This is a genomic window from Bradyrhizobium sp. 604_D8_N2_3 (assembly GCF_051810765.1).
In the GTDB taxonomy this organism is placed as follows: Bacteria; Pseudomonadota; Alphaproteobacteria; order Rhizobiales; family Xanthobacteraceae; genus Bradyrhizobium; species Bradyrhizobium barranii.
Genome location: NZ_JBPWPM010000001.1, coordinates 5938665 through 5961725 on the forward strand (window position 1 = coordinate 5938665; position 23061 = coordinate 5961725).

A 23061-nucleotide genomic window follows, 5' to 3' on the forward strand; every position below is an offset into this window, starting at 1 on the left:
TGCAAGAGACCGGAATCGAACCGATGCCTTCGGGTGTTCAGCCCGACGCTCTCCATGAGCTACGTCCTGCGTTTGCCCTTCATTCGGCGGAACACGAAACCGCAGAGCGGCCCGCGCCAGTCGGGATCTCAGAGAGCCCGAACCCATGGCCTAGCGAAGGAGGGCGCTAATAGACGAAGCACGTTCGGGTTGCAAGGGGGAAAGCCAAGATTTTTCGTCACGCACTCCGCACTGTGACGCGATGATCACAATGCGATGTGACGTCAACCGCGCGACGTTTCCTGAAAACTCGCCCTCACCCAGTCGATCGTGACACGCGTCGCGGGATCGCGCTTGAGATGGTTTTGCACCAGCAGCCAGGCGTCGCGCCGCTTCGGCAGCAGCGTGGCGCGCAGGCGGCGATCGCCGAGCAAGTCCGCGCAAACATACTCCGGCAACACGCCGGCGGCCCGATGCGCGCGGATCAGGTTACGGATGACGCGAACGTTGTCGGTGACGCAGCGCGCACGGGCTTGCTTCATGCGCAGGAATTGCATCTCGGGAATGGCACCGAGTTCATCCGGATAGGCGCACAGCACCGGTTCGCCCTCGGTCGCAACAGGCTCGAAATAATAAATGCGGATCTCGCCGAGCCTGGAGATCGCGAAATCACCCTTGTCGGGTTTGCGCAGTCGGATGGCGAGATCGGCCTCCCAGCGCGAGAACTTGACGTTCTCGCTCGAGGTGAGGAATTGCAGCGTCAGGCCGGGATTGGCGCGCAGGAAGTCGCTCGCGCGCGGCGACAGCACCTCCTCGGCGAACGTGTTGGTGGAGGCGATGCGCAGGCGGCCCACCGGACCTGCCAGGCTCGCGCCAACGCGACCGATCTCGGCGGCATGTGCGGCCATCGCCTCGACATGCGCCAGCACCGCCTCGCAACTCCGCGTCGGCCGGCGGACGCCGTCCGCGGCCTCGAACAGACGCAAACCGAGCGCACGCTCGATGCGCGAGAGCCTGCGCCCGACCGTCGTCTCGTCGATGCGCAGCCGCGCGCTGGCGCCCGCGTAGGTGCCCTCGTCCCTGACGGCGGCGATGATACGCAGATCGTCCCAGTTCATTGCGTCAGGCTATACCGGCCGGGAGCAGCCTGCAATATCGCAGCCACCCGCTGCAATATCCCTGCATATCGGCAGGCATTCCCGGGGCTATGTTTGTGCAGCCTTTTGCCCCGGAGATTTCCAGACCATGACGACCGCAAAGACCCTGCTGCAGCTCGCCGGTGCCGATCTGAACCCGCCGCGTCTTGGCGACGCCGCGCTGGTGCTGATCGATATCCAGAACGAATATCTCGCAGGTCCCCTCGCTCTGCCCGACGCCCGGCCCGCGATCGCGCGGGCGGCTACGCTCCTGGCACGGGCACGCGAGAGCGGAGCCGCGATCATCCATATCGCCCATCGCGGCAAGGCCGGCAGCCTGTTCGATCGCGGCGCCGACCGCGGTGCCATCGTCGCCGAGCTGAGCCCCCGTGCCGGCGAGCTGGTGATCGAGAAGGAGTTGCCCAATGCATTTGCCGGCACTGATCTGCAGGCGCGCCTTGCCGCAACCGACAGGAAGAACATCGTACTGGCCGGCTTCATGACGCATATGTGCGTCAGCTCCACCGCCCGTGCCGCGCTCGACCTCGGCTTTCGCACGACTGTTGACGCCGATGCCTGCGCCACGCGCGACCTGCCCGACGGCCGCGGCGGCACGCTGGACGCCCGAACCATCCACGAGGTTGCGCTCGCCGAGCTGTCCGACCGCTTCGCGATCATCGCGCGCGGCGATGCGCTGAAATAACGGAGCAACCCGATGCTGCAGCTCTATTTCTCGCCGATGGCCTGCTCGCTTGCGAGCCGCATCGCGCTGATGGAAGCCGGCCTCGACGCGCGCTATCATCTGGTGCATCTCCGGACCAAGACGGTCGCGGACGACGACGGCGATTTCCGCGGCGTGTCGCCAAAGGGCGCGGTGCCGGTCCTGGTGCTGGAGAACGGCGAACGGCTGACCGAAAGCGCGGCGGTGCTGCAATACATCGCCGATGCGAAGCCGGAGGCGGGCCTTGCGCCCCGGCTCGGCGATCCCGACCGCTACCGCCTGCAGGAATGGCTGAGCTTCATCGGCACCGAGATCCACAAGGCATTCCTGTTTCCGACCTTCTGGTACAAGGACGACAGCTCGCTCGCCAAGCCGCGTGCAAGGATCACGCAGACATTGGCGGTGCCATCGGCGCATCTCGCGGACCGCGAATTCCTCGTCGGCAACGGCTTCACCGTCGCGGATGCCCACCTCACCTGGGCCTTGCTGCTGCTCCGTCCCGCGGGCGTCGACATCGCGCAATGGCCAAGCCTGTCGGCCTATCTCGCGCGCATGCAGGCGCGGCCCAGCGTGCGGGACGCGATTGCGACCGAGATGGAGCTACGCAAGACGGTGGCGGCAAACCCGGCGTGACAGGATGTCACGGTCGCCAAATCTGACCGGTCCACAGCGAGGGCATTGATACCGACACGACATGCGCTAATCTGGGGGATATTTTTCGATATTTCCCTGGAAGGCATTCATGCGTGCTCCTTCTGGAATTTTGCGTCCGTTTTTCCTGACCCTCCTCGCCCTCTGGCTGAGCCTTGGGCTGAGCCTTGGCCCCGCATCGGCGGACACGCGGGTCGCGCTGGTGATTGGCAACGGCGCTTACCTCTCTACGGCGCAGCTACCCAACCCGTCGCACGATGCCGAAGACGTCGCAGCCTCGCTCAAGCGCAGCGGTTTCGAGGTGTTCCAGGGTATCGACCTGCGCCAGGCCGACATGCAGGACCTGACCATCCGGTTCGCGCGCGCCGCGAGCCGTGCCGACGTCGCGATGTTCTACTACAGCGGCCATGCGATGCAGTACAACGGCGTGAACTATCTGATGCCCGTCGACGCCGTGCTGACGGATGAGGCGGACCTGAAACGCTTCGTACGTGTCGACGACATCGTGAACGATTTGCAGCAGGCCAAGAATTTGCGCATCCTCGTGCTTGATTCCTGCCGCGACAATCCGCTGGCCGAAACCTTGAAGCGCTCTGCAGGCTCGACGCGCGCCGCCTCGATCGGACGAGGCCTGTCGAAGGTCGAGGCACCGCGCGGCACGATCGTGTCGTTCTCGACACAATCAGGGCAGGTCGCCGCCGATGGCGTCGGCCGCAACAGCCCCTACACGACTGCGTTCCTGAAGCACATCGAGGAGCCGCAGGAAATCGGCGACGTCTTTCGCGACATCAGCAGCGACGTCTATGACTCCAGCGGCAAGACCCAGCTGCCGGAGCTCTCGCTGTCGATCATCGGCAAGTTCTATCTGAACGGGCCTGTGTCGGTCACGGTCGCGCCGGCGGCCCCCCAAGCTGCACCGAAGGCCGATCCCTGCGCGGCCGCCGAGGCGCACTGGAAGGCTGCTGAGGGCATCGGCACGCTGGGTGCCTTTGAGGATCATCTCGCGAGATTCCCGAACTGCATCTTCGCCACCCTCGCCAAGGGACGCATTGAGGGCCTGAAGCAGAAAGTGGCGCTGGCGCCTTCCGGCAACGCCAGAACCACGGGAAGCAAGGATTTCGACGGCAGCTGGGACGTGACGTTGAACTGCCCGGCTTCCGGCAAGGCGCAGGGCTTCACCAGGCCCCTGGTCGCCACCGTGACCAATGGCGTGTTTCACGCCGAGGTGCAGGGTCCGGGCGGTGTCAATCGGCTGGAGATCGACGGCCAGATCCCCGCGGACGGCAAGACGACCTTGAGCGCACGTGGCACGACCGGGGCGAGCACCTACACACTCAATAACCTCGCACCCGGCTCTCCTTATGCCTTCACGGTCGACGCGCAGTTCGATCGCACCCGCGGCAGCGGCAAGCGCAACGAGGCGCGTGCCTGCAACCTGGTTTTCGTCAAGCGCTAAGCCGCGCGATGATCGCGCGGCCTCGCGTGCAACGCCCGCTCACACGCCCGTCTGGCTGATGAACTTGGTGTTGAAGTAGCCATCCATCGCCTCGGTGCCGCCTTCCGAGCCGTAGCCGGAATCCTTGATGCCGCCGAACGGCACTTCGGGCAGTGCCAGACCAAAGCTGTTGATCGACATCATGCCGGCCTCGACCGCCGCGCCGATCGCAGCCGCCGTCTTGGCCGAGCTGGTGAAGGCGTAAGAGGCAAGGCCAAAGGGCAGCCGATTGGCCTCCTCGACCACGTCGTCGAATGACGAGAAGCGGGAGATCAGGGCGAGCGGGCCGAACGGCTCCTCGTTCATCGCGCGCGCATCCTTCGGCACATCGCTCACCACGGTCGGCTCGAAGAAATGGCCCTTGTTGCCGACACGCTTGCCGCCGGTCTCGAGCCTGGCGCCCTTGCCGACGGCATCCTGCACCATGCCTTCGATGGCGGTGACGCGGCGCGGATTGGCGAGCGAGCCCATTTTGGACTCGGGATCGAGGCCATTGCCGACCTTGAACGCCTTGGCGCTGTCGACGAATTTGTCGACGAATTCGCGGAACACATCGTCCTGCACCAGCATCCGCGTCGGCGAGATGCAGACCTGGCCGGCGTTGCGATATTTCGCCGCCGCCAGGATCTTCGCGGCCGACGCGACGTCGGCATCCCCAAAGACGATCGCCGGCGCATGGCCGCCGAGCTCCATGGTGGCGCGCTTCATGTGCAGGCCCGCAAGCGCATTGAGCTGCTTGCCAACATGGGTCGAGCCCGTGAAGGAGATTTTCCGGATCACCGGATGCGGGATCAGATATTCGGAGATCTCCGACGGCACGCCGTAGACGAGGTTGATGACGCCGTCGGGCACGCCCGCGTCCGCAAACGCGCGGATCAACTGCGCGGGCGAAGCTGGTGTCTCCTCCGGCGCCTTGACGATGATCGAGCAACCGGCAGCGAGCGCCGCGGAAAGCTTGCGCACGACCTGGTTGATCGGGAAATTCCACGGCGTGAACGCGGCGACCGGGCCGACCGGCTCCTTCATCGCGATCTGGTAGATGCCGGGGCCGCGCGCGGGGATCAATCGGCCATAGGCGCGCTTGGCCTCCTCCGCGAACCACTCGATCACGTCAGCGGCGGCCATCGCCTCCATCCTGGCCTCGCCCAGCGTCTTGCCCTGCTCCATCGTCAGCAGCGGCGCGATTTCGTCATTGCGCTCGCGCATGATCGCGGCGGCCTTGCGCATGATCCGGCAGCGCTCGAAGGGGGCAACGTTACGCCAGACCTTGAAGCCGGCGGAAGCGGCGACGAGCGCCTCGTCGAGATCGGATTGGCCAGCATGCGCGACGGTGCCGATCACCTCCTCGGTCGCGGGATTGCGCACCTCGATCGCTTTGCCCGAATGGGCCGGGCGCCATTTGCCGGCAATGAAAAGCTGCGTGTTCGAATAGGCCAACGGAATCTCCTTTTAGGTCGAGCTGTGACAGATGGCGTCCGCGGCGCGCGTCATCTCCGGTCCGAGATAGACGCGGAAGCGCGGCTCGGCGGCGAGCGTGCGGAAGTCCGCCATCCGCGTCACCCCGCCGCCGGCGACGAACAGGAATTGCCCGGCGATCTCGGCGAGGATGTCGAGGTGCCAGCTAGCTGTCGGATGCATGCAGAGCACGACCAGCCTGCCCTCGTCGCGCAGCTTGCGGAAGAAATCGAGCATGAAGCCGATATAGCCGTCCTGCAGGTTGAACTGCGGTTCGTCGAACAAGTGAACCAGCGGCGTTTTTGTCGGCGACGGCGCCAGCAAGGCGGACGGAACGCGCTTGCGAAACCGCCTGACCTGATAGGACTGGTGATAGTGGATCGCGAGCCGGTCGCGCTCGCGGTATTTGACACCGTGGATATCGGTGCCCGCGACCAGCACGCGGCCCGAGGTCGGCACGTTGGAACCGGTCATCATCTCGAACAAGGTCGTCTTGCCGGCGCCGTTCGGCCCGACCACGCCGACGATACCCGGCTCCTCCAGCGACAGGTTTGCCTGAAGCGTGAACGTCGGACGGCGGATGACGCGGCCCCTTGTGTAGACCTTGCGAACGTCATCGAGAACGAGCAGCGGTGCGGCCACCTATTGTACTCCCAGCAAGCGCTGACGAAGGGCGCGATCATCACGCAAGGTCGCGGCCTCACCGGTCCAGACGATCCTGCCACGGTCGATCACCGCGGCGTGGTCTGCGACCGAGAGCGCGATCTCCGCATTCTGTTCCACGACCAGCGAGGCGATCCCCTCCTCTTTCATGCGCAAAATGGTCGCGAGCACGTCGCCGACGATCTTTGGCGCAAGACCCTGGCTCGGCTCGTCGAACAGGACCAGTCCCGGCGAGCCGACCAGCGCGCGCGCAATCGCGACCATCTGCATCTCGCCACCCGACAGGTTCTCGCAGTCGCGCTCCATGAGATATTCGAGCGGCGAGAAGATCGCGGCGGCCTCCTTGACGCTCCAATTGCGAAAGCGCGTGCGCTTCTGCGCGATGGTGAGGTTGCGCGCCACCGACAAGGTCGGGCACAGCCGCCGGTCGTCGGGCACCCAGCCGATGCCGGCGCGCGCGATCTCGTGGGTCGGATCGCGCGTCACGTCATGCCCGTCGAAGCGAACCGCGCCGCGGCGCGGGCGGGTCAGCCCGAGAATCGAACGGAGCATGGTGGTCTTGCCGGCGCCGTTCGGCCCGAGCAGTGCAAACACCTTGGCGTGCTCGATAGCGAGCGAGGCGCCGAACAGCGCCTGGGTCTCGCCGTAGAAGGTATCGACCCCATCCACTTCGAGGATCATGCGAATTTCCCGAGATTGGAGCGACGCACCCATTCGTTCTGCTGCAGCTCGTGCGGCGTGCCGCGCGCCACCACCTGGCCCCAATGGATGACCGAGATGCGATCGGCGAGCGAGAACAGGAACTCCATGTCGTGCTCGATGGCGACGATGGTCAGCCGGCCCTTCAGGCGCGCCACCAGAGCGGCCAGCCGCTGCACGCCGTCGGAGCCGAGGCCGGAGGTCGGCTCGTCCAGGCACAGCACGCGCGGGGCCTGCGCCAGCGCGACCGCGATCTCGAGTGCGCGGCGGTCGCCATAGGACAGGTCCTTGGCACGGACATAGCCCTTGTCGGCAAGCCCGACCGCGGCGAGCGCTTCGGATGCCTGCTCGGCAAACCTGCGATCTCCAGCCGCCGCCCGCGCGATATCGAGGCCACGGGCGCGAAACGCGGGCAAGCCCATCATGACGTTGTCGCGGGCGGAGAATTCGTCGAACAGGGTCATGATCTGAAACGAGCGGGCGATGCCCTTGGCGGCGATGCGGTGCGGGCTCAATCCCGTGACGTCCTCGCCGCCGAGCAGGACTCGGCCGCGGCTCGGTTTCACCCTGCCGGTGAGGACGTTGAAGAAGGTGGTCTTGCCCGCGCCGTTGGGACCCATCACGCCGTGAAACTCGCCCTCGGCAACCGCGAGATCGACGCTTTCCAGCACGACGCGATCGCCGAAGCGAACGTGCACACCTGCGGCCTCGATCATGCTCATCGCCCGCCCCCGACCAGCAGTCGCATCGCGGAGGTGCCGCGCCGCCGCAGCGCGTTGAGTGAGTACCGCTGCGCGGCGGCCGAGAGCGCGCCGGCGATGCCCTCGGGGCGGAACAGCACGATCGCAATGAACAGCAGACCGAAATAGAGCATCCAGGCATTGGTCAGCGCGCCGATCACGTCGCGCGCGGTGAGGAAGAGAAACACGCCGATCACCGGCCCCCAGAAACTGACGAGCCCGCCACCGACCAGCGTCATCATCACGACGTAGCCGGATTGATGCAGGCTCATGACGTCAGGGAATGCGGCGAGCTGCGCCATCGCGAACAGTCCGCCGGCAAAGCCGGACACGGCCGCCGACAGCGCAAACACCGACGCCTTGTAGAGCCACACGTTATAGCCGAGATGGGCGGCGCGAACCTCGCTCTGCCTGATCGCAGCGACCACGCGGCCATAGGGCGAGTGCACCAGCCGCCACAATACGGCAGTACCGACCGCGAAGACCGCGAGCACGAAATAGTAGAACGCGACATTGTCGGTGAGATCGAACGACACCAGCCCGAAATCGGCCGGCAGCCGTTTAATCTTGAGAAGCCCATCCTCACCGCCGGTGATCCGGTGCGACTTGATCGCCAGCGTCCAGAAGATCTGGCCGAAGGCGATGGTCATGAAGGCATAATAGATGCCGCGCCGGTGCGAGATGAACAGCGCCACCAGCACGCCGGCAAGCCCCGCGACCGCGGCCGCGGCCGCGAGACAGATCCAGAGATTGGCGACAATGTCGAACTGGCAGAGCCCGAACGCATAGGCGCCGATGCCGAAATAGGCGCCATGTCCGAACGAGGGAAGTCCGGCCGTGCCCAGCACCAGGTTGAACGCAAGCGCATAGAGCGACCAGATCAGGATCTCGATCCCGAGATAGGGATAGAGCCCGATCCGCGTGATCCAGAGCGGCACGGTTGCGAGCACGAGCCAGAGCACCAGCATCGTCGGCGTGACGAGGCGCGCAGCGTCGGATGACGATTTTGATCCCACAATCATTCCCTAGGCCTCGAGCACGCTTTTCTTGCCCCACAAACCGCGCGCACGGAACGTCACGACGGCGACCAGCAGGATGTACATCGACAACAGCGACCATTCGGACGCGTAAGCGCCGGCAAGGCCGACACAGAGTCCGACCAGCAGCCCCGCCACGACCGCGCCCCAAAAGCTGCCGACGCCGCCGAGCACGATCACCAGGAACGCGGGGATGACGGCATCGACGCCCATATGCGGACGGATGCCCCAGATCGGCGCAACGATAATGCCCGCGATCGCGGCCAGCATCGTGCCGAACACGAAGACCAGCAGCCGCAAGCGCGACAGGTTGATGCCAAGCGCGCGGACGATCTCGCTGTCATGGGCGCCGGCCTTGACGGTTGCGCCGAACGAGGTCTTTTCGATCAACAGCCAGACCAGGCCGATGATCCCGGCCGCGATCCCCGCCGCGTAGAAGCGATAGGTTGACCAGATCAGGTCGCCGAACAGGAAGCCGCCATTGATGGCGGACGGCACTTGCAGCACATAGTCGCGCGTGCCCCAGACCAGGCGGATCAGCTCCTCGATCACCATCGCGGCGCCGAAGGTCAGGAGCAGTCCGTACAGCGGATCCTTGCCGTAGGTCCGCCGCATGCAGAGCTCGATCAGCATGCCGACGAGGCTCACGATCACGGGCGCGATCACGAGCGTCGCGGCATAGCGCCAGCCCAGCGGCAGCGCGAGCCACGCTTTCGCAAGATCGGCCGGCAATGGCGGGCGCGGTCCGGTGAGCTGCATGGCGACATAGGCCCCGAGCGCGAACAGGGACCCATGCGCAAGGTTGATCTGCTCCATCAGCCCGACAATGAGCATGAAGCCGAGCGCGATCAGCGCGAACAACAGGCCGAGCGTCAGGCCGTTCAGGAGATGCGGAAGAAGGTCGAACAAGGTTTTGACTCTCGCAACTGGCATTGCTCCCCCAAGCCCTCGAAGGCCCGGGCTGCGGCGCGCGACATGCGCGCCGCTCATTCCACGACGCGACGCACCGTCTCTAGGAGTCGACGGTCGGCACCTGTTCGTAGGGCGTGAGCTTGCACTTGCCGGGAGCAGCGTCATCGGCGGCCGATTTGGGCTCCGTCCAACTGATGATCTCGAACAGATCGGTGTTGTCGGCCGGCTTGGCGTTGCGCCGCGCCAGATAGATCGTCTGCTGCATCTGATGCGTCATGGGATCCATGTAGGCGTCGAAATGCTGCATGCGGTCGGTCGCCGAGACTTTCAGGTTCTCGAGCTCCTTGATGATCTTGACGTTGTTGGTCGACCCTGCCCGCTCGATCGCACGCAGCAATTCGCGCGTGCTCATATAGCCGTTGTAGGAGACGTTGCCCGGCACCGGGATCGGGCCGTCCTTGTTGGCGGCCTGCCATTTCCTGACGAAGTCGGCGACGCCGGGCAGCTGCAGCTTGTGATACCAGGTCGTGCCGAACACGCCGAACAGGCTGTCGGGCGCGCCCCAGACATCGGGCCAGTCCTGCTGGTTGTTGATCCAGGCGGGCTTGCCGTCGAGCTTGAGTTGCGCCACCTGCTCGCGTAGCGCCTTGATGTCGTCACCGCCGATCGCAGTCGCGACCACGTCGGGCTTTGCTTGTTGGATCTTCAGGAGGTAGGCGGTGAAGTCGCGGGTGTTCTGAGGCACCAGCAAATTGTCGATGATCTTGCCGCCGGCAGCCTCGACCTGCGCCTTGGTCGCGGCGGACGTCGTGTGACCCCAGACGTAGTCATTGGTCAGCAGCATCCAGTTCTTGCCGATGGAATCGACCGCGTTCTTGACCGACGCCTTGGAGAAATTGGTGCCGTTGCCGTCCCAGACGAATTTCACGCGCGAGCAATTCTCCCCGGCCTCGCTCGGCGCGGAGGAATTGGTGTTCATGTAGATCACACCGTATTTGCTGGCGACCTGGGTGATCGCGTTGGCGACGCCGGAATGCAGCGCGCCGATCAGGATGGTGCAGTCCTCGCGGGTGATGAACCGCTCGGCGACGCGGCTGCCTGTCGCCGGCGTCGTCTCGGTGTCCGCGGTGATGAACGAGACCTGGCGGCCGAGCACGCCGCCTTTGGCGTTGACCTCGTCGATCGCCATCTTGATGCCGCGGAAATCATCCTGGCCGCTGTTGCCGTATTGGCCGCTGGCGTCGCAGGTCAGGCCGAGCTTGATCGGCTTCGCGCCTTGCGCCCACGCGTGATTCTCTTTCCACGGCCCGAAGAAGCTGCCGGTGCCGCCGATGACGCTGGCCATCAAGCTGCCCTTCAGAACGCTTCGCCGTGAGATCTGACGCCCTCTCATCGTTTCCTCCCGTTTTCGAAGTCTTTTGCTTTTTTGTGCAATTAGAATATTCATTCCATTTATTATGTAAAGTGGAATATTTGATCCAAACGGTGAAATGCCGTTAAACAGGCGACCGATCTGGAGACCCGAGACGATGAACAAGGCACAAGGCGCGATGAGCTACGACGAGCTGCGCGGCGCCATTGCGCAGCGGCACCGGGCGCTGTCCGGCCGGCTGCAACAGATCGCGGAGTTTGTGCTCGATCACCCGACCGATGTCGCGCTCGGCACCGTGGCCGAGGTGGCGCAGCGCTCGGGCGTGCCGCCCTCGGCGATCGTTCGCTTCGCCCATGCGCTCGGCTTCGGCGGCTTCACCGAGATGCAGCAGGTATTCCGCTCACGCCTCGTTGCCGGCGTCGCGCCAAGCTACAAGGCGCGGCTCGCCCGCATGAAGAGCGAGGAAAAATCGGTGCTCGGCCGCCAGCCGGCCGCGGTGCTGTCCCGCTTCGTCTCGGAGGCGCAATCGTCGCTGGTGACGCTGAGCCAGTCCGTGCATGCGTGCGAGCTCGACGCGGCAACTGCGATCCTTGCGAAAGCGCGCGACATCTATCTGCTCGGCCTCGGCGGCTCGTTTCCGGTTGCGACCCACCTCGCCTACGTGCTGCGCAAGCTCGGACGCCGCGTCGTCCTGCTCGACGGCACGGGCGGCAGCATCCACGAGCAGTCGCATGCCGCAACCACGGAGGACGCGCTGGTCGCGATCAGCTTCCGGAACTACTATCCGGATACGGCGCGGCTATTTCCCGAACTCGTTGCGCGAGGCGTGCCCACGATTTCCATCACCGACAGCCTCTTGAGCCCGATCGTCGAAGGCGCGAGCGTCGTGTTCGAGATCCAGGACATGCCCGAGCCGGCGCTGCGCACGCTGGTCGCACCGATGTGCCTCGTGCAGGCGATGGCGATCGGGCTCGATCTCGCGGCGGACTGACGTTTCATAACAGGAGAAGATCATGGCTGCACATGACGGGAAAGTATTGTCAGGACACGTGGCGCTGGTGACCGGCGCGGGACGCGGGCTCGGCCGTGCCTTTGCAGAGAAGCTCGCCGCGCTCGGCGCCGACGTCGCCATCCACGGCATGCGCGAGAACGGACCGGCGGAATATGGCGAGGGCACCACCCTCACCGCGGTGGCCGCAGAGATCGGCCAGCAATTCGGCGTCCGCAGCCAGCGCGTGCTCGGCGACCTCACCAGGGGCGAGGACATCGCGCGCGTGATCGCCGAGACGGAGGCCGCGCTCGGCCCGATCGACATCCTCGTGCACAATGCCGGCGGCGACATCGCAGCCGCCGGTGGCAAGCCCGACCCGAACGACGCGGTGAACATCAAGGAGGCCGATGTGCGCGCGGTGCTGGAGCGCAATCTGCTCTCGACCATCCTGACCTGCCAGGCGGTCGCGAAGGGCATGATGGAGCGGCGCCGCGGCCGCATCGTCACGCTCGGCTCGGTCGCCGCGTTCAAGGGGCGCACCCAGGGCTCGATCTATGCGGTGTCGAAGGCTGGCGTGACCCACTACACGCGATGCCTGGCCGACCAGCTCCGCGCCTACGACATCGCCGTCAACTGCATCGCGCCCGGCGATACCCGCACCGGCCGTTTCCTCGGCACGCGCGCGGTGGACCCCGACAGGATGGTCGAGACCGGCACGCTCGACCGCATCGCGACCGTCGACGAGGTCGCCCGCGTCGTCGAGTTCTTTGCAGGCCCCATGGGCGCCTTCGTCTCGGGCCAGGTGCTCAGGATCGACGGCGGCGGACAATGCTGGCCAGGCTAAATCAGAAAAGAAAAGGGCCGCTGCAAGCGGCCCTTTGAGATCATCGCGAATTGACTGAGATTACTCGACCCGCGCCAGCACCGCGAGCTTGCGGATGCCCTTGTTGCGGTAGGCGTCGAGGAACGCGTAATAGTCCTTGAACGACACACAGCCGTTGGAATCGCCGTTCGGCCCGAGCATGAAGGTGTGGGCGAGCAGGCCGTCGCGGCCGTAGATCGCGCTCTCGCCGCCGATCGGGGTCAGGCGCAGCGCCGGCACGCCATGGAACAACGCTTCGCGCGGCTTCAGCGTGTAGATGTGCGGCGGCGTCACGCCGCGCATGCGGACGCGCGAGGAGCGCGGATCGTCGAGATTGGAGCCGAGGCCGGAATGCGCCTCGAGCTTGGTGCCGTCGGGCAGGTAAACCATCTTGGCGGTGATGTCGTAGACCGCCGTGTCGCGCTCATAGGGCGCCGAACCGCCGAGCATGGGGTTCTGCTCCCTCGGCGCGATGGACGCGGTCACGCTGGCGTCGGCCGAGGCATAGGCCAGCAGCCCGCCGGACGGCTCGCGCTTGCCCCATAGCTTCTCGACCATCGACTGGCGCGGACCGGTGATCGACATCACCGCGGCCTTGGCGCGATCGGCAAACGATTTCGGCTTCGCCTCGGGCGCCGGCACGATCTCGGCCGGATCGGCCGAAGCCAGTTGCATCTGCGCATCCGGCGCGCGCTTGGCCTTGTCCGCAGTTTTGTCGGCAATCTTGGCCGGTGCTGCCGGTTTCAGCGCGTCCGCGACCTTCGCGATCACGCTCTGCTTGGGGGCGTCCTTCGACGCTTCCTTGGCGACGGCGACCTGGGTTGCGGGCGCGGCGCTCGCATTCGACGCCACGCCCTGGGTCGCGGCCGCGGCAAAGCGCTCGTTGAACATCTCGCGCGAGATCGGGGCTGCGACCTGGAGCCGGTCGGGCAGCAGCGCAAAGGTGTCCCTGATGGCCTCGCCGGCCTCACGCAGCGCCACCCTGGGCGCGCGCTTGATCACGGGCTCGTCGTAGCCAATGCTGCCGACGGTCGGATAGACGCTGGCGCCGAGGACGTTGCTGTAGATGGTCCAGCCGGCGCCCATCACGACGCAGCCGATCGCCGCGGCGCCCAGCCAATTGGTGGTGGTCATTTTCCGGGAAGGCTTCCGAAGAGAATTCTTGGACTTCCGTGCCGCGTTACTCTGCGCAGCGATACTCGTACTCATTCGCCTTGCGTCCAGGACGGTGTCACTCAGTCCCCCTTCGAAGTGCCGCTGGTCACGATCCGGGAACAGCATCTCGCAGGAGGTCGGAGCGTCATTAAGGCGACTTTTAGTTAAATGCAGATTAAGTTCGGGCAGATGTGAGGCACCGCGTTAACGCTGTCCCATTTCGAGAAAAAAGTCCGCAGAACTACGGACTTAGCAGCATCTGTTAACCATAATTCTCGGCCGGTTCGGCGCGTTCGACGGACGTCACAGGCCGCCCCTCTAAGGCCATCCAACCAAGTCGTTTTCGTGGTCTTCAATACCCGGACAATAGCGGGGAAGCGTTGCGCGAGGCTGGTGTGCGGCGCCCTCTCCAGCGGGTGTCAGCAGGGTGGCGGCAGAGCCCGTCCCACATCACACATCACGCACAGAGTGCTCACGCAGCACGGCGCCCTGACCGAAAGTTGATCGCGCCGGACTGGAAAAGACCGCACCGAGGAAATAGCTGCGAGAGCGGCACTTTTCAGCAGCCTCTGCGTGTGATACGGTACCGTATCAACATCGCTTTGAACTGTGCCAAGCACGCAAACGGAGGCTGGCATGAGAGGGATCGCGGGCGCCGGTATTTTCGCTCTGGCGTGGTTGTTTCAGTTGACCGGGTCTGCGAATGCACAGCCGGCTGTCAATGTCGGCTGCACGGCATCGCCATCGGCTGCGGGCACGCAAGTGTGGCGCTGCGACAACGGCATCACCATCGTTGCGGAAAACGGCGCCAGATTTGAACTTAAGGACGCCAACCGCGACGGATATATTGACTCCGTGGAGTTGAGCAGCAAGGCGCTGCTGATCGAGGTGCCCAAGAAGCCCGGCGGCAATCCCTTCAAGGTGCTGACGCCGCAGGCGATCGCCGCAGTGCGCGGGACCAAATGGGCCGTCGATGTCGCTGAGGCCAAGACCGCGGTCTTCGTTGCTGACGGCCGTGTCGGTGTGAGCCGCAGGGCTCGTGGACGCGGCGTCGTGCTCGGACCGGGCCAAGGCGTCGATGTCGAGGCAACCGGCCCGTTGACCGTCAAGACCTGGGGCCAGCCGCGCGTCGACGCGCTGATGGCAAGACTGGGTCAATAAGGCCTGGACAATTAAGGCCCGCGCAGCAACGCCCGGGCGACAAAGAAGATTGCAGTACGTAATGACTAGACGCGTTCAGATCCTGGTGGCACTCGTCCTCACCGCGCTGTGGGGTGCCGGCATCTATGCCGGCCACGCCAACGGTCATCTGCGCTTTCTTGATCGGCTCGAGGCGACGCTGACGGATTGGCGGACCCAGGTCCGCGGCGTGCAGGCTCCGCCCGATCTCGTCACTATCGTTGCGATCGACGACACCGTCGTGAAGCGCGGCGGCAGCTATCCGCTGCCGCGCGCCGATCTCGCGCGCGTCGTCGACACCATCGTGCAGTTCAAGCCGAAGGTCGTCGCGATCGACCTGCTGCTGGTCGACCGCAGCGCTGCGATCGGCGACGCGACGCTGGCCAACACGCTCGCCACCGGCCCCATGGTGCTCGCCGCCGCGGCGATCTTCCCGACCGCCAGCGAGACCGTGGAGCCGGGCACCCAAGGTCCCCTCGCCGCGCTGCCACAGGCCGAGCGCTTCCTGCTGCCGCTGCCCGCTTTCGCCGATCACGCCGAGGTCGGCGTCGTCAACGTCGCGACGGGGCAGTCCGGCTCGCCGCTTTCGGTGCCGATGCTGTTCCGGACCCGCGACAAGGTCGAGCTGTCGTTTCCCTTGCGCGTCGCGACGCGCGCGCTCGACAAGCCGCTGACGATCGCGCCGGATCACCTCATGCTCGGCGACCGCGCGGTGTCGACTGACAGCGATTTCGCGCTGCCGATCACCTATTACGGCCCGCGCCGCACCATCCGCACCGTCAGCGCGCAGAGCATCTTCGACGGTACGCTCAATCGCGCGGCGATCGAGAACCGCATCGTCGTGATCGGCGCCGCGGTCGCCGGCGGCGGCGACTTCTATCCGACACCGTTCGATTCCCTGATGCCCGGCGTCGAGGTGATCTCGACCGCGATCACCCATCTCGTCGCCGGTGACGGCATCGTGCGCGACCGCAAGGTCCACATCGCCGACGCGCTTTTCGCGATCCTTTTGCCGATGCTGCTGGTCGGCCTGCTCGCCTGGCGGCGCAGCGCGCCCGGCATCGTCGCGGCCGCCGCGGTGATGATCGCCTGGGCCGGCCTCAATCTGTTCGCCTTCACGCACGGCGTTTGGCTGAACGCCGCGACGACACTTGCCGCCGCGGTGCCGCCGGTCGCGGTCTTTGCCGGCGTGCAGCTGTGGGCCGGCGGCCGCCGCACTCAATATTTTGCCGCCAAGAGCAGGTCGCTGGCGCAATTCCAGGCGCCCGCCGTGCAGGAATGGCTGACGCGCGATCCGAATTTCCTGTCCAGGCCGGTCCGGCAGCATGCGGCCGTCGTCTTCATCGATCTCTCCGGTTTCACGACGCTCAGCGAACGGATCGATCCGGACGAGCTGCAGCATCTGCTGAGGGCATTTCACGCGCTGATCGACAAGGCCGCGGTCGATTGCGGCGGCCTGATCACCGGCTTTCTCGGCGACGGCGCCATGATCCTGTTCGGACTGCCACACGCGATGCCCGACGACGCCGCGCGCGCGCTGCAATGCTCGATCGACCTGTATCGCAGCGTCGATCGCTGGATCGCTTCGCTGCCGCCTGCCCTTCGCGGCCAACTCGGTTTCAAGATCGGCGCGCATTTCGGCCCGATCATCGCCTCCCGCCTCGGCGAAAGCCACCAGCACATCACGGCGACCGGCGACACGGTCAACGTCGCGAACCGCTTGATGGAGGTTGCCGCCCAGAACTGTGCGCGGCTCGCGCTGACCGATACGCTGCTGGATGCGGCCGACTTCCACGGCGCTCCCGACGGCATTCTGTCAGGTCCCCTGCTCACGCAGGTCCGCGGCCGCTCCGGCGTCGTGACCGTCTGGTTCTGGCGCGACCAGAACGGGCCGAGCCAGGCCGCCGCCAGGGCCGAGATGATCGACTGATTTTTGGGGCCGCCTACCGCGCTTCCGGCGGCGGCGAGCGGTCGAGCACGTCGCCCTTGGCGCCTTCGAGCAGATCAATGCCGTAGGTTTCAATCACGAGCGGCCCGCGCTTGCGCTGCAATTGCGCAATTTGCGTCACCTTCGCGAAGAGCTCGTCGAGGGCGGGATGGCCGTCCGGGCGCAGCTCGTCGACAGAGATCACCTTGCCGGCAAGCAGCTTTGGATCGGGCTCGGGCATGTTGACCCAGCGGATGCGCTGGTTCTGCTGCACCACGCAGGTGCCGCGCGGCAGATAGAAGGCGAGCCAGCCCGTGGTGCCGTAGTCCTGCGCGAGCACGCAGGTCGCGCCACTGCGCGCGCGCACCGCTTCGATCTCGGCGGCGAGCTCGCGCCAGCCGACGCCGACGCTGCGCACCGTCGCGTCGCGGCGATAGCCCGACAGCCAGCCGGTGTTGGCCTGCACGATCAGCGCCGCAAACATCACGATGCCCACGGGCGCGGCCCAGCGCAGGCAGAAATCCGCGAGGCGCCGCGCGCGTGGTTGCCACGGCACGAGATTGGCGGCGGCGGCCGCGGCAACGATGAAGGGCGGATAGACCGGCGCGAACCAGTTGGCCTCGACGCGGGCATGCAGCGAATGCCAGACGAAATAGACGACGATGGTCCAGAACAGCGTCTCGATCAGCAAACGCGAGGCCAGCGCGCCGGCCCGGCGCCAGGTCAGCGCGTGCAGGCCCATCGCGCCGAGGATGAAGACCAGCGGCGTTGCGAAGGCAATCTGGGTCGGGATCAACTCGGCGATGAAGATGGGACGGAAGTCCTCGATCTTCGCGCGGCCGAGCTGCTTTACGAACGAGACCCATTGATGATCCGCATTCCACAGGATCACCGGTGAGAACAGCGCGAACGCAACGAGACCGCCGAGATAGGGCCAGGGCGAGAGGAACCAGCGCCGCAGTTTCGGCACGGCCGCAAGCCAGATCAGGATCGCAGCGCCAAAGAACATCGCGGTGTATTTCGACAGCAGCGCCGCGCCGACCGCCGCGCCGACGGCGAGCCACCAGACGCCGCGGCCGGTCTCCAGCACCTTCGCGAGGAAGAACAGCACGAAGCTGGAGGCAACGAGCAGCGGCGCATCCGGCGTGACGATCAGCGTGCCGACCGAGGCCATCATGGTCACGTTGAGCAGGATGGCGCTGGTCGCAGCCACCCGCGCGCCGCCGAACAGGATGGCGGCGGAGCGGTAGATCGCGTAGCTCATCGGCAGCGCGAGCAGGATCGAGAACACGCGGACGCCGAGCTCGGTGTCGCCGGCGATCATGGTGCCGGCGCGGATCACATAGGCGACCATCGGCGGGTGGTCGTAATATCCTCCGGCGAGGTTCTTCGACCACATCCAGTAATAGGCTTCGTCGAAGGTGATGGGCGTGAACGCGGCCGCGACCAGCCGCAAGCCGACCAGCGCAACGATCACCAGCGCGGTATTGCGGACAATCCGCGCGTCAGCCCCGCCCATGTCGAGCTATTTCTTGCGCCAGACGAACAGTCCGGACATCGCGTAGTTCCACACCACGCCCATCAGCGCGCCGGCCATGCCGGCCAGCCACCAGATCGGCTCCTGGTCGTAGACCGAGAAGGCGACGCCGACATTGGCGAGCAGGCCGACGCTGCACACGATGTAGAAGGCGATCAGGCCGCGCAGCAGCGCAAAGCCCTTCAGCCGCTGGTCGCGATAGGTGAGGAAGTTGTTGAGGGCGAAGTTGCTGGTCATGGCGACGACGGCGCCCGCGGCCTGCGCCTCTGCGAACGGCGCCTTGAACAGCTGAAGGGCGATGAACAGCGTGGTCAGATGCACCACGAGGCCGATGCCGCCGACCATCGCGAACAGGATGAAGCGCAGCGAGACAGCATCGTTGGTGAATTTGGCCAGCACCAGGCCGAGAAAATCCAGCGCGACCATGGAATCGAGCTTGCTCTCGCCGTGCTGGCGCTCGCCGAACGTGTAGGGAATTTCAACGGCTCGCAAGCTACCGTTCGCGCTCGCGACGAGGTCGAGCAGGATCTTGAAGCCGTGCACCGACAGCTTCGGCGCGAGCTCCTCGAAACGGTCGCGCCGAACCATGAAGAAGCCACTCATGGGATCGGCGATCTCGACCCGCAACGCCTTCCTGGCGAGTTCGGTCGCAAGCGCGCTGGCGCCGGCGCGCTGCTTGTTGAAGCCTTCGCTCTTGTAGCCCTCGATGTAGCGGCTGCCGACGACGAGATCGGCCTGGTCGCTTGCGAGCAGCAACAGCATCTTCGGCAGTTGCGTCTCGTCGTGCTGGAGGTCGGCATCGATCACGGCCACATAGGGCGCGCTGGAGGCCAGGATGCCCTCGATGCAAGCGCCCGACAGGCCACGGCGGCCGATGCGGCGAACGCAGCGCACGCGGTTGTCGCGCTGCGCCAGCGCGCGCACGACGTCCCAGGTGCCGTCGGGCGAATTATCGTCGACGAACACGACTTCCCAGGCGACGTTGGCGAGCGTCGCCTCCAGCCGCCGGTACAGCACCGTGACGTTGTCGCGCTCGTTGAACGTCGGGACGATGACCGACAGTTCCGGCGCCTCTTGAGCCTGCGGGGGAGTGCCGGAGCCCGGTCTGATCGCTTCATTCATGACGGCAGCGTATATCCGCCGCGTCCTGCGCTGCCAAGACGTTGCGCTGCCAAGATCTACCGAGCCGGGGGTCTGTGGGGAAAGGCCCAAAAAGGGCCCAAAAATGCCAACGACCCCGGAACGGCGGACCGCGCGTACATCCGGCGCAAGCCCAAGCTATTCCAAGGTCGTTCCAGCGCCGGAGGTTTCGCTCAACGTCGCCGTTAGAGGCTAGATAGGTACGGCAAAACCGCTTCGCAAGGGGGCATAGCGGCTCTTTTTCAGACCCTTGCTAGTTCGGGACTTCCTTGATCACCGGCCCACGCGGCACGGGGGCGGCCGGGACAGCGGGCGCTGCGGCCGGAGCCGGCTCGGCCTTTGCCGGCCTGGGCGGCTTGCCGTACTGGCCGATCGGCCCCAATACGACGGCGACCGCAAGCACGACCGCCGCGACGATCGCGCCCAGAATGCCACCCACCGACTCAGACGACATGGAAGCCCATCCCTGTTCCAGATGCCTCCAGTGATACCATGGATGCGCGCGGAGCTGGAAGAGCCCCCCGCGGAGGGGCGAGTAGCGAATGGCTCGTCGCGAATGAGGAGCGCCGGCTTACACGCCCTCTTCGCGATGGGCCATTCGCCACTGCCCTACTTTGCGGGCGGCCTGTGCTTGACGAAGGCCGTCACAATGTCCTTCTGCGCCGACTCGACCGCCCTGTTCGCGGTGGCGAGATGGGCGCCGGCATCGATGTTCGGATATTGCGTGGTGAGATAGTCGAGCAACGCTACCCGGTAATATTGCCGCTCCGACGGACAGGCGCCCGCGACCGAACGGCCGAAATCCTGTTCCGACATTCCCTGATTGGAGTCGCGCGAATATTCCCGCGCCAGGCAATGCCAGTAATCGTCGCGGCCCTGCATGGCGAGCTTCTGCGCGCCCTTGGCATCGTCGTCATCGTCGGCCATGGCACCAAACGTCATGGCAGCAGATGTCATCATGACGAGCGCCGCTCCCACCATCAGCATCCGCATTCTTGTTCTCCTTTTTGCGCGGGTCCCGTTGCGACCTTAGACGGGACGGCGCAACTGGCCAATCACATCTGGTTTGATTAGGATGAAGTCCCTCCCCGTCGATGCGAGACCCTCCCGTGGCCAAAGCAAAAACCGCGTCCAAAAAATCCGGCAACATCTTCATCGGCGTCGGCGGCTGGACCTTCGAGCCCTGGCGCGGCGTGTTCTACCCGGAGAAGCTCACGCAGGCCAAGGAGCTGTCCTATGCCGCCTCGAAGCTGACCTCGATCGAGATCAACGGCACCTATTACGGCTCGCAGAAGCCGGAGAGCTTTCGCAAATGGGCCAGCGAAGTGCCCGATGGCTTCGTGTTCTCGGTGAAGGGACCGCGCTTCGCGACCAACCGCCGCGTGCTCGCCGAGGCGGGCGATTCCATCAAGCGGTTCTATGATTCCGGCGTGCTGGAACTCGGCGACCATCTCGGACCGGTGCTGTGGCAGTTCGCGCCGACGAAAAAGTTCGACGGCGCCGATTTCGGCAAGTTCCTGGAGCTGCTGCCGCGCAAACTCGAGGGGCGCGCGCTGCGCCATGTCGTCGAGGTCCGTCACGACAGCTTTTGCGCACCGGACTTCGTCGCGCTGATCCGGGAGTTCGAGACGCCTGTCGTGTTCGCCGAGCACGGCAAATATCCGGCGATCGCCGACGTCGCCGGCGATTTCGTCTATGCACGGCTCCAGAAGGGCAATGACGAGATCAAGACCTGCTATCCGCCGAAGCAGCTCGATGCCTGGGCCAAGCGCTTTCAGGACTGGGCCGAGGGAAGTGAACCCGACGATCTGCCGAAGGTCGACAAGGCCAAGCCGAAGAAGGAGCCGCGCGACGTGTTCGCCTATGTCATCCACGAGGGCAAGGTGCGCGCACCGGCCGGCGCCATGGAACTGATCGCGCGGGTGAGCTGAGGATGGTTCATGGCAAAGGCGAAAAAGCTCTTCACCATCGGTTATGAACAGACGCCGCCCAAGGCGGTGCTCGACGAGCTGGAACAGGCCGGCGTCAAGCTCGTGGTCGACGTGCGCGCGGTGACCTCATCGCGCCGGCCCGGCTTTTCGAAGAAGCAGCTTTCCGCGGGCCTCGATGAACGCGGCATCGCCTATGTTCATCTCGCCGCGCTCGGCACGCCGAAGGAAGGCCGGCTCGCCGCGCGCAGCGGCCAATACGATGTGCTGGAGAAGATCTATTCAAAGCACCTGAAGACGCCGCAGGCCCGGGAAGAGATGGACGAGCTCTCGGCGCTGGTGATGAAGGCCGGCCCGGTCTGCCTGCTCTGCTACGAGCGCGATCACACCCACTGCCACCGCCAGATGATCGCGGAGATCATCGAGGAGCGCGATGGCGTGGCGGTGAGGAATTTGGCGGGGCGGCAGGTGTGATCGTCACGGGCTTGTCCCGGGCATGGAGGAGAGACCCTACCCCTCTCCCGCCAGCTCGAACGTCCCCTCCATCATCTGTACGCAATGGCCGCCGACATAGGCATCAAGAAGGGCGCCGCCCTCCTTTTCCACTGTCGTCCGCAGGATGCTCGGCCGGCCCATGTCAAAACCCTGGCCGATGGTGAGCTTCAGCTCGCCGTCGCGGAGTGGATCGAGCGTGGCGAGCAGCGCGGCGGCGGCGACCGTTGCGCTGCCGGTGGCCGGATCCTCGGCGAAACCGCTGGCACCGCGCATGAACATCCGTGCCTGGAGGTCGCAAGGCGCCTGCGCCGCCGCGATATCGCGCGTGTAGAAATAGATCGAGAACGCGCCGTCGCGCGGCAGTGTCCGGCCGAACGCCGCAGCATCGGGCGCCGCCCGCCGCAGCGCGTCGCGCGAATGCAATTCCGCGACGACGAACGGCGTGCCGACGCCGACGACCTCCGGCACATGACGATCGGTCCTGATGTCGTCCGCGGTCAAAGACAGGCACGCGGCGACCTCGGCGGCGGACAGCTTTGCAAGTCGCGCCAGCGGCTGCGGCGCGGTCAGCTCGGCGCCGACGACCTTGCCCTGCTCCCGCCAGATCTCGACCGGCACGATCCCGGCTTTCTCTTCGAACAACAACCGCGGCCAGGGCTCATTGCTGCGCCGGGCCAGCACGAAAGCGGTGCCGACATTGGGATGACCCGCGAAGGGAAGCTCCCTCACCGGCGTGAAGATGCGGACCTCCGCGTCGTGGCCGGGGTTGCGCGGCGGCAGCACGAAGGTCGTCTCGGAATAGTTGAACTCGGTCGCGATCGCCTGCATCTGCTGCGTCGTGAGCCCGCCGGCATCCAGCACCACGGCGAGCTGGTTGCCGCCGAAGGCGCGGTCGGTGAACACGTCGACGGTGATGTAGCGGCGCTGCATCTTCACTTCCTCATGAAACTCGCGGCCTCAACCGGCCGCATCGCCGGCAGTCTACAA

At 65.5% G+C, this 23061-nt stretch carries 23 protein-coding genes and 1 tRNA gene; 9 read left to right on the top strand and 15 right to left on the bottom strand.

Going from position 1 to position 23061, the window contains the following annotated elements; genetic code table 11:
* Positions 1-70 (bottom strand) — tRNA-Phe (locus AB7245_RS28530).
* Between the two features lie 193 nt (positions 71-263).
* On the bottom strand, positions 264-1097 hold the full coding sequence (locus tag AB7245_RS28535) for a LysR family transcriptional regulator (RefSeq protein ID WP_439035167.1): 834 nt from the start codon (positions 1095-1097) through the stop codon (positions 264-266).
* Positions 1098-1224: 127 nt separating this feature from the next.
* On the opposite strand from AB7245_RS28535, the gene AB7245_RS28540 reads away from it, so the two are divergent.
* The 3 genes from AB7245_RS28540 (at position 1225) to AB7245_RS28550 (ending at position 3943) form a co-directional block, all read left to right on the top strand.
* Positions 1225-1818 (top strand): cysteine hydrolase family protein, encoded by a 594-nt coding sequence (locus AB7245_RS28540; RefSeq protein WP_439035168.1) that lies wholly within the window; start codon positions 1225-1227, stop codon positions 1816-1818.
* A gap of 12 nt (positions 1819-1830) precedes the next feature.
* Positions 1831-2469, top strand: a complete 639-nt coding sequence (locus AB7245_RS28545; RefSeq protein ID WP_439035169.1) for a glutathione binding-like protein — start codon at positions 1831-1833, stop codon at positions 2467-2469.
* 109 nt (positions 2470-2578) lie between these two features.
* Entirely contained in the window at positions 2579-3943 is a 1365-nt protein-coding gene (locus tag AB7245_RS28550; RefSeq protein ID WP_439035170.1) for a caspase family protein, read from the top strand.
* Positions 3944-3982: 39 nt separating this feature from the next.
* Here the strand turns inward: AB7245_RS28550 and AB7245_RS28555 are convergent, their stop codons facing one another.
* The 7 genes from AB7245_RS28555 to AB7245_RS28585 form a co-directional block, all read right to left on the bottom strand.
* A complete protein-coding gene (locus AB7245_RS28555; protein ID WP_439035171.1) occupies positions 3983-5419 on the bottom strand; it encodes an NAD-dependent succinate-semialdehyde dehydrogenase in 1437 nt (478 codons plus the stop codon).
* Between the two features lie 12 nt (positions 5420-5431).
* Positions 5432-6079 (bottom strand): ATP-binding cassette domain-containing protein, encoded by a 648-nt coding sequence (locus AB7245_RS28560; RefSeq protein WP_354096197.1) that lies wholly within the window; start codon positions 6077-6079, stop codon positions 5432-5434.
* A complete protein-coding gene (locus AB7245_RS28565; RefSeq protein ID WP_283016965.1) occupies positions 6080-6781 on the bottom strand; it encodes an ABC transporter ATP-binding protein in 702 nt (233 codons plus the stop codon).
* Positions 6778-7521, bottom strand: a complete 744-nt coding sequence (locus tag AB7245_RS28570) for an ABC transporter ATP-binding protein (protein WP_439035172.1) — start codon at positions 7519-7521, stop codon at positions 6778-6780. The genes AB7245_RS28565 and AB7245_RS28570 overlap by 4 nt, the downstream gene beginning before the upstream one ends.
* The gene (locus AB7245_RS28575; protein WP_439035173.1) at positions 7518-8561 is read right to left on the bottom strand and encodes a branched-chain amino acid ABC transporter permease; all 1044 of its coding nucleotides are present in this window, start codon (positions 8559-8561) and stop codon (positions 7518-7520) included. The genes AB7245_RS28570 and AB7245_RS28575 overlap by 4 nt, the downstream gene beginning before the upstream one ends.
* A gap of 3 nt (positions 8562-8564) precedes the next feature.
* Positions 8565-9485, bottom strand: a complete 921-nt coding sequence (locus AB7245_RS28580; protein WP_014494228.1) for a branched-chain amino acid ABC transporter permease — start codon at positions 9483-9485, stop codon at positions 8565-8567.
* A 103-nt stretch (positions 9486-9588) separates the two neighbouring features.
* Positions 9589-10881 (bottom strand): ABC transporter substrate-binding protein, encoded by a 1293-nt coding sequence (locus tag AB7245_RS28585; RefSeq protein WP_439035174.1) that lies wholly within the window; start codon positions 10879-10881, stop codon positions 9589-9591.
* 136 nt (positions 10882-11017) lie between these two features.
* Here AB7245_RS28585 and AB7245_RS28590 point away from each other — a divergent pair, with 136 nt between their 5' ends.
* Entirely contained in the window at positions 11018-11851 is an 834-nt protein-coding gene (locus AB7245_RS28590) for a MurR/RpiR family transcriptional regulator (protein WP_439035175.1), read from the top strand.
* Between the two features lie 22 nt (positions 11852-11873).
* Entirely contained in the window at positions 11874-12695 is an 822-nt protein-coding gene (locus AB7245_RS28595; protein ID WP_439035176.1) for an SDR family NAD(P)-dependent oxidoreductase, read from the top strand.
* A gap of 60 nt (positions 12696-12755) precedes the next feature.
* Here AB7245_RS28595 and AB7245_RS28600 read toward each other — a convergent pair whose 3' ends face one another.
* Entirely contained in the window at positions 12756-13847 is a 1092-nt protein-coding gene (locus tag AB7245_RS28600; protein ID WP_166342460.1) for a DUF2778 domain-containing protein, read from the bottom strand.
* A 657-nt stretch (positions 13848-14504) separates the two neighbouring features.
* Between AB7245_RS28600 and AB7245_RS28605 the strand changes: the two genes are divergently transcribed.
* Together AB7245_RS28605 and AB7245_RS28610 are read left to right on the top strand one after the other, a co-directional pair.
* On the top strand, positions 14505-15029 hold the full coding sequence (locus tag AB7245_RS28605; protein ID WP_439035177.1) for a FecR domain-containing protein: 525 nt from the start codon (positions 14505-14507) through the stop codon (positions 15027-15029).
* Positions 15030-15090: 61 nt separating this feature from the next.
* Positions 15091-16977 carry a CHASE2 domain-containing protein gene (locus tag AB7245_RS28610; protein ID WP_439035178.1) on the top strand — a complete coding sequence of 629 codons (1887 nt, stop codon included), beginning with the start codon at positions 15091-15093 and terminating at the stop codon, positions 16975-16977.
* Between the two features lie 13 nt (positions 16978-16990).
* Here the strand turns inward: AB7245_RS28610 and AB7245_RS28615 are convergent, their stop codons facing one another.
* The 4 genes from AB7245_RS28615 to AB7245_RS28630 form a co-directional block, all read right to left on the bottom strand.
* Positions 16991-18493, bottom strand: coding sequence for a glycosyltransferase family 39 protein (locus AB7245_RS28615; protein WP_439035179.1), 1503 nt, complete (start codon positions 18491-18493; stop codon positions 16991-16993).
* Between the two features lie 6 nt (positions 18494-18499).
* Positions 18500-19633, bottom strand: a complete 1134-nt coding sequence (locus tag AB7245_RS28620) for a glycosyltransferase family 2 protein (RefSeq protein ID WP_354076331.1) — start codon at positions 19631-19633, stop codon at positions 18500-18502.
* Positions 19634-19904: 271 nt separating this feature from the next.
* On the bottom strand, positions 19905-20105 hold the full coding sequence (locus tag AB7245_RS28625) for a hypothetical protein (RefSeq protein ID WP_071912499.1): 201 nt from the start codon (positions 20103-20105) through the stop codon (positions 19905-19907).
* A 155-nt stretch (positions 20106-20260) separates the two neighbouring features.
* On the bottom strand, positions 20261-20644 hold the full coding sequence (locus AB7245_RS28630; protein WP_063982423.1) for a hypothetical protein: 384 nt from the start codon (positions 20642-20644) through the stop codon (positions 20261-20263).
* A 101-nt stretch (positions 20645-20745) separates the two neighbouring features.
* On the opposite strand from AB7245_RS28630, the gene AB7245_RS28635 reads away from it, so the two are divergent.
* Both AB7245_RS28635 and AB7245_RS28640 read left to right on the top strand, forming a co-directional pair.
* Positions 20746-21582, top strand: a complete 837-nt coding sequence (locus AB7245_RS28635) for a DUF72 domain-containing protein (protein ID WP_014494217.1) — start codon at positions 20746-20748, stop codon at positions 21580-21582.
* 9 nt (positions 21583-21591) lie between these two features.
* Positions 21592-22053 carry a DUF488 domain-containing protein gene (locus AB7245_RS28640; protein WP_354266163.1) on the top strand — a complete coding sequence of 154 codons (462 nt, stop codon included), beginning with the start codon at positions 21592-21594 and terminating at the stop codon, positions 22051-22053.
* Between the two features lie 36 nt (positions 22054-22089).
* Here the strand turns inward: AB7245_RS28640 and AB7245_RS28645 are convergent, their stop codons facing one another.
* Positions 22090-23004: a PhzF family phenazine biosynthesis protein gene (locus tag AB7245_RS28645; RefSeq protein WP_071917365.1), complete on the bottom strand. Its 915-nt coding sequence runs from the start codon at positions 23002-23004 to the stop codon at positions 22090-22092.
* Positions 23005-23061: the final 57 nt, after the last annotated feature.

Excerpts from the sequence above, each read along its gene's own strand:
- AB7245_RS28570 (WP_439035172.1), bottom strand. The coding sequence starts at position 7,521 with ATGAGCATGATCGAGGCCGCAGGTGTGCACGTTCGCTTCGGCGATCGC.
- AB7245_RS28630 (WP_063982423.1), bottom strand. The coding sequence starts at position 20,644 with ATGCGGATGCTGATGGTGGGAGCGGCGCTCGTCATGATGACATCTGCT.
- AB7245_RS28595 (WP_439035176.1), top strand. The coding sequence starts at position 11,874 with ATGGCTGCACATGACGGGAAAGTATTGTCAGGACACGTGGCGCTGGTG.
- AB7245_RS28645 (WP_071917365.1), bottom strand. The coding sequence starts at position 23,004 with ATGCAGCGCCGCTACATCACCGTCGACGTGTTCACCGACCGCGCCTTC.
- AB7245_RS28590 (WP_439035175.1), top strand. The coding sequence starts at position 11,018 with ATGAACAAGGCACAAGGCGCGATGAGCTACGACGAGCTGCGCGGCGCC.
- AB7245_RS28535 (WP_439035167.1), bottom strand. The coding sequence starts at position 1,097 with ATGAACTGGGACGATCTGCGTATCATCGCCGCCGTCAGGGACGAGGGC.
- AB7245_RS28615 (WP_439035179.1), bottom strand. The coding sequence starts at position 18,493 with ATGGGCGGGGCTGACGCGCGGATTGTCCGCAATACCGCGCTGGTGATC.
- AB7245_RS28575 (WP_439035173.1), bottom strand. The coding sequence starts at position 8,561 with ATGATTGTGGGATCAAAATCGTCATCCGACGCTGCGCGCCTCGTCACG.
- AB7245_RS28635 (WP_014494217.1), top strand. The coding sequence starts at position 20,746 with ATGCGAGACCCTCCCGTGGCCAAAGCAAAAACCGCGTCCAAAAAATCC.
- AB7245_RS28545 (WP_439035169.1), top strand. The coding sequence starts at position 1,831 with ATGCTGCAGCTCTATTTCTCGCCGATGGCCTGCTCGCTTGCGAGCCGC.
- AB7245_RS28550 (WP_439035170.1), top strand. The coding sequence starts at position 2,579 with ATGCGTGCTCCTTCTGGAATTTTGCGTCCGTTTTTCCTGACCCTCCTC.
- AB7245_RS28625 (WP_071912499.1), bottom strand. The coding sequence starts at position 20,105 with ATGTCGTCTGAGTCGGTGGGTGGCATTCTGGGCGCGATCGTCGCGGCG.
- AB7245_RS28620 (WP_354076331.1), bottom strand. The coding sequence starts at position 19,633 with ATGAATGAAGCGATCAGACCGGGCTCCGGCACTCCCCCGCAGGCTCAA.
- AB7245_RS28600 (WP_166342460.1), bottom strand. The coding sequence starts at position 13,847 with ATGACCACCACCAATTGGCTGGGCGCCGCGGCGATCGGCTGCGTCGTG.
- AB7245_RS28605 (WP_439035177.1), top strand. The coding sequence starts at position 14,505 with ATGAGAGGGATCGCGGGCGCCGGTATTTTCGCTCTGGCGTGGTTGTTT.
- AB7245_RS28610 (WP_439035178.1), top strand. The coding sequence starts at position 15,091 with ATGACTAGACGCGTTCAGATCCTGGTGGCACTCGTCCTCACCGCGCTG.
- AB7245_RS28540 (WP_439035168.1), top strand. The coding sequence starts at position 1,225 with ATGACGACCGCAAAGACCCTGCTGCAGCTCGCCGGTGCCGATCTGAAC.
- AB7245_RS28640 (WP_354266163.1), top strand. The coding sequence starts at position 21,592 with ATGGCAAAGGCGAAAAAGCTCTTCACCATCGGTTATGAACAGACGCCG.
- AB7245_RS28565 (WP_283016965.1), bottom strand. The coding sequence starts at position 6,781 with ATGATCCTCGAAGTGGATGGGGTCGATACCTTCTACGGCGAGACCCAG.
- AB7245_RS28585 (WP_439035174.1), bottom strand. The coding sequence starts at position 10,881 with ATGAGAGGGCGTCAGATCTCACGGCGAAGCGTTCTGAAGGGCAGCTTG.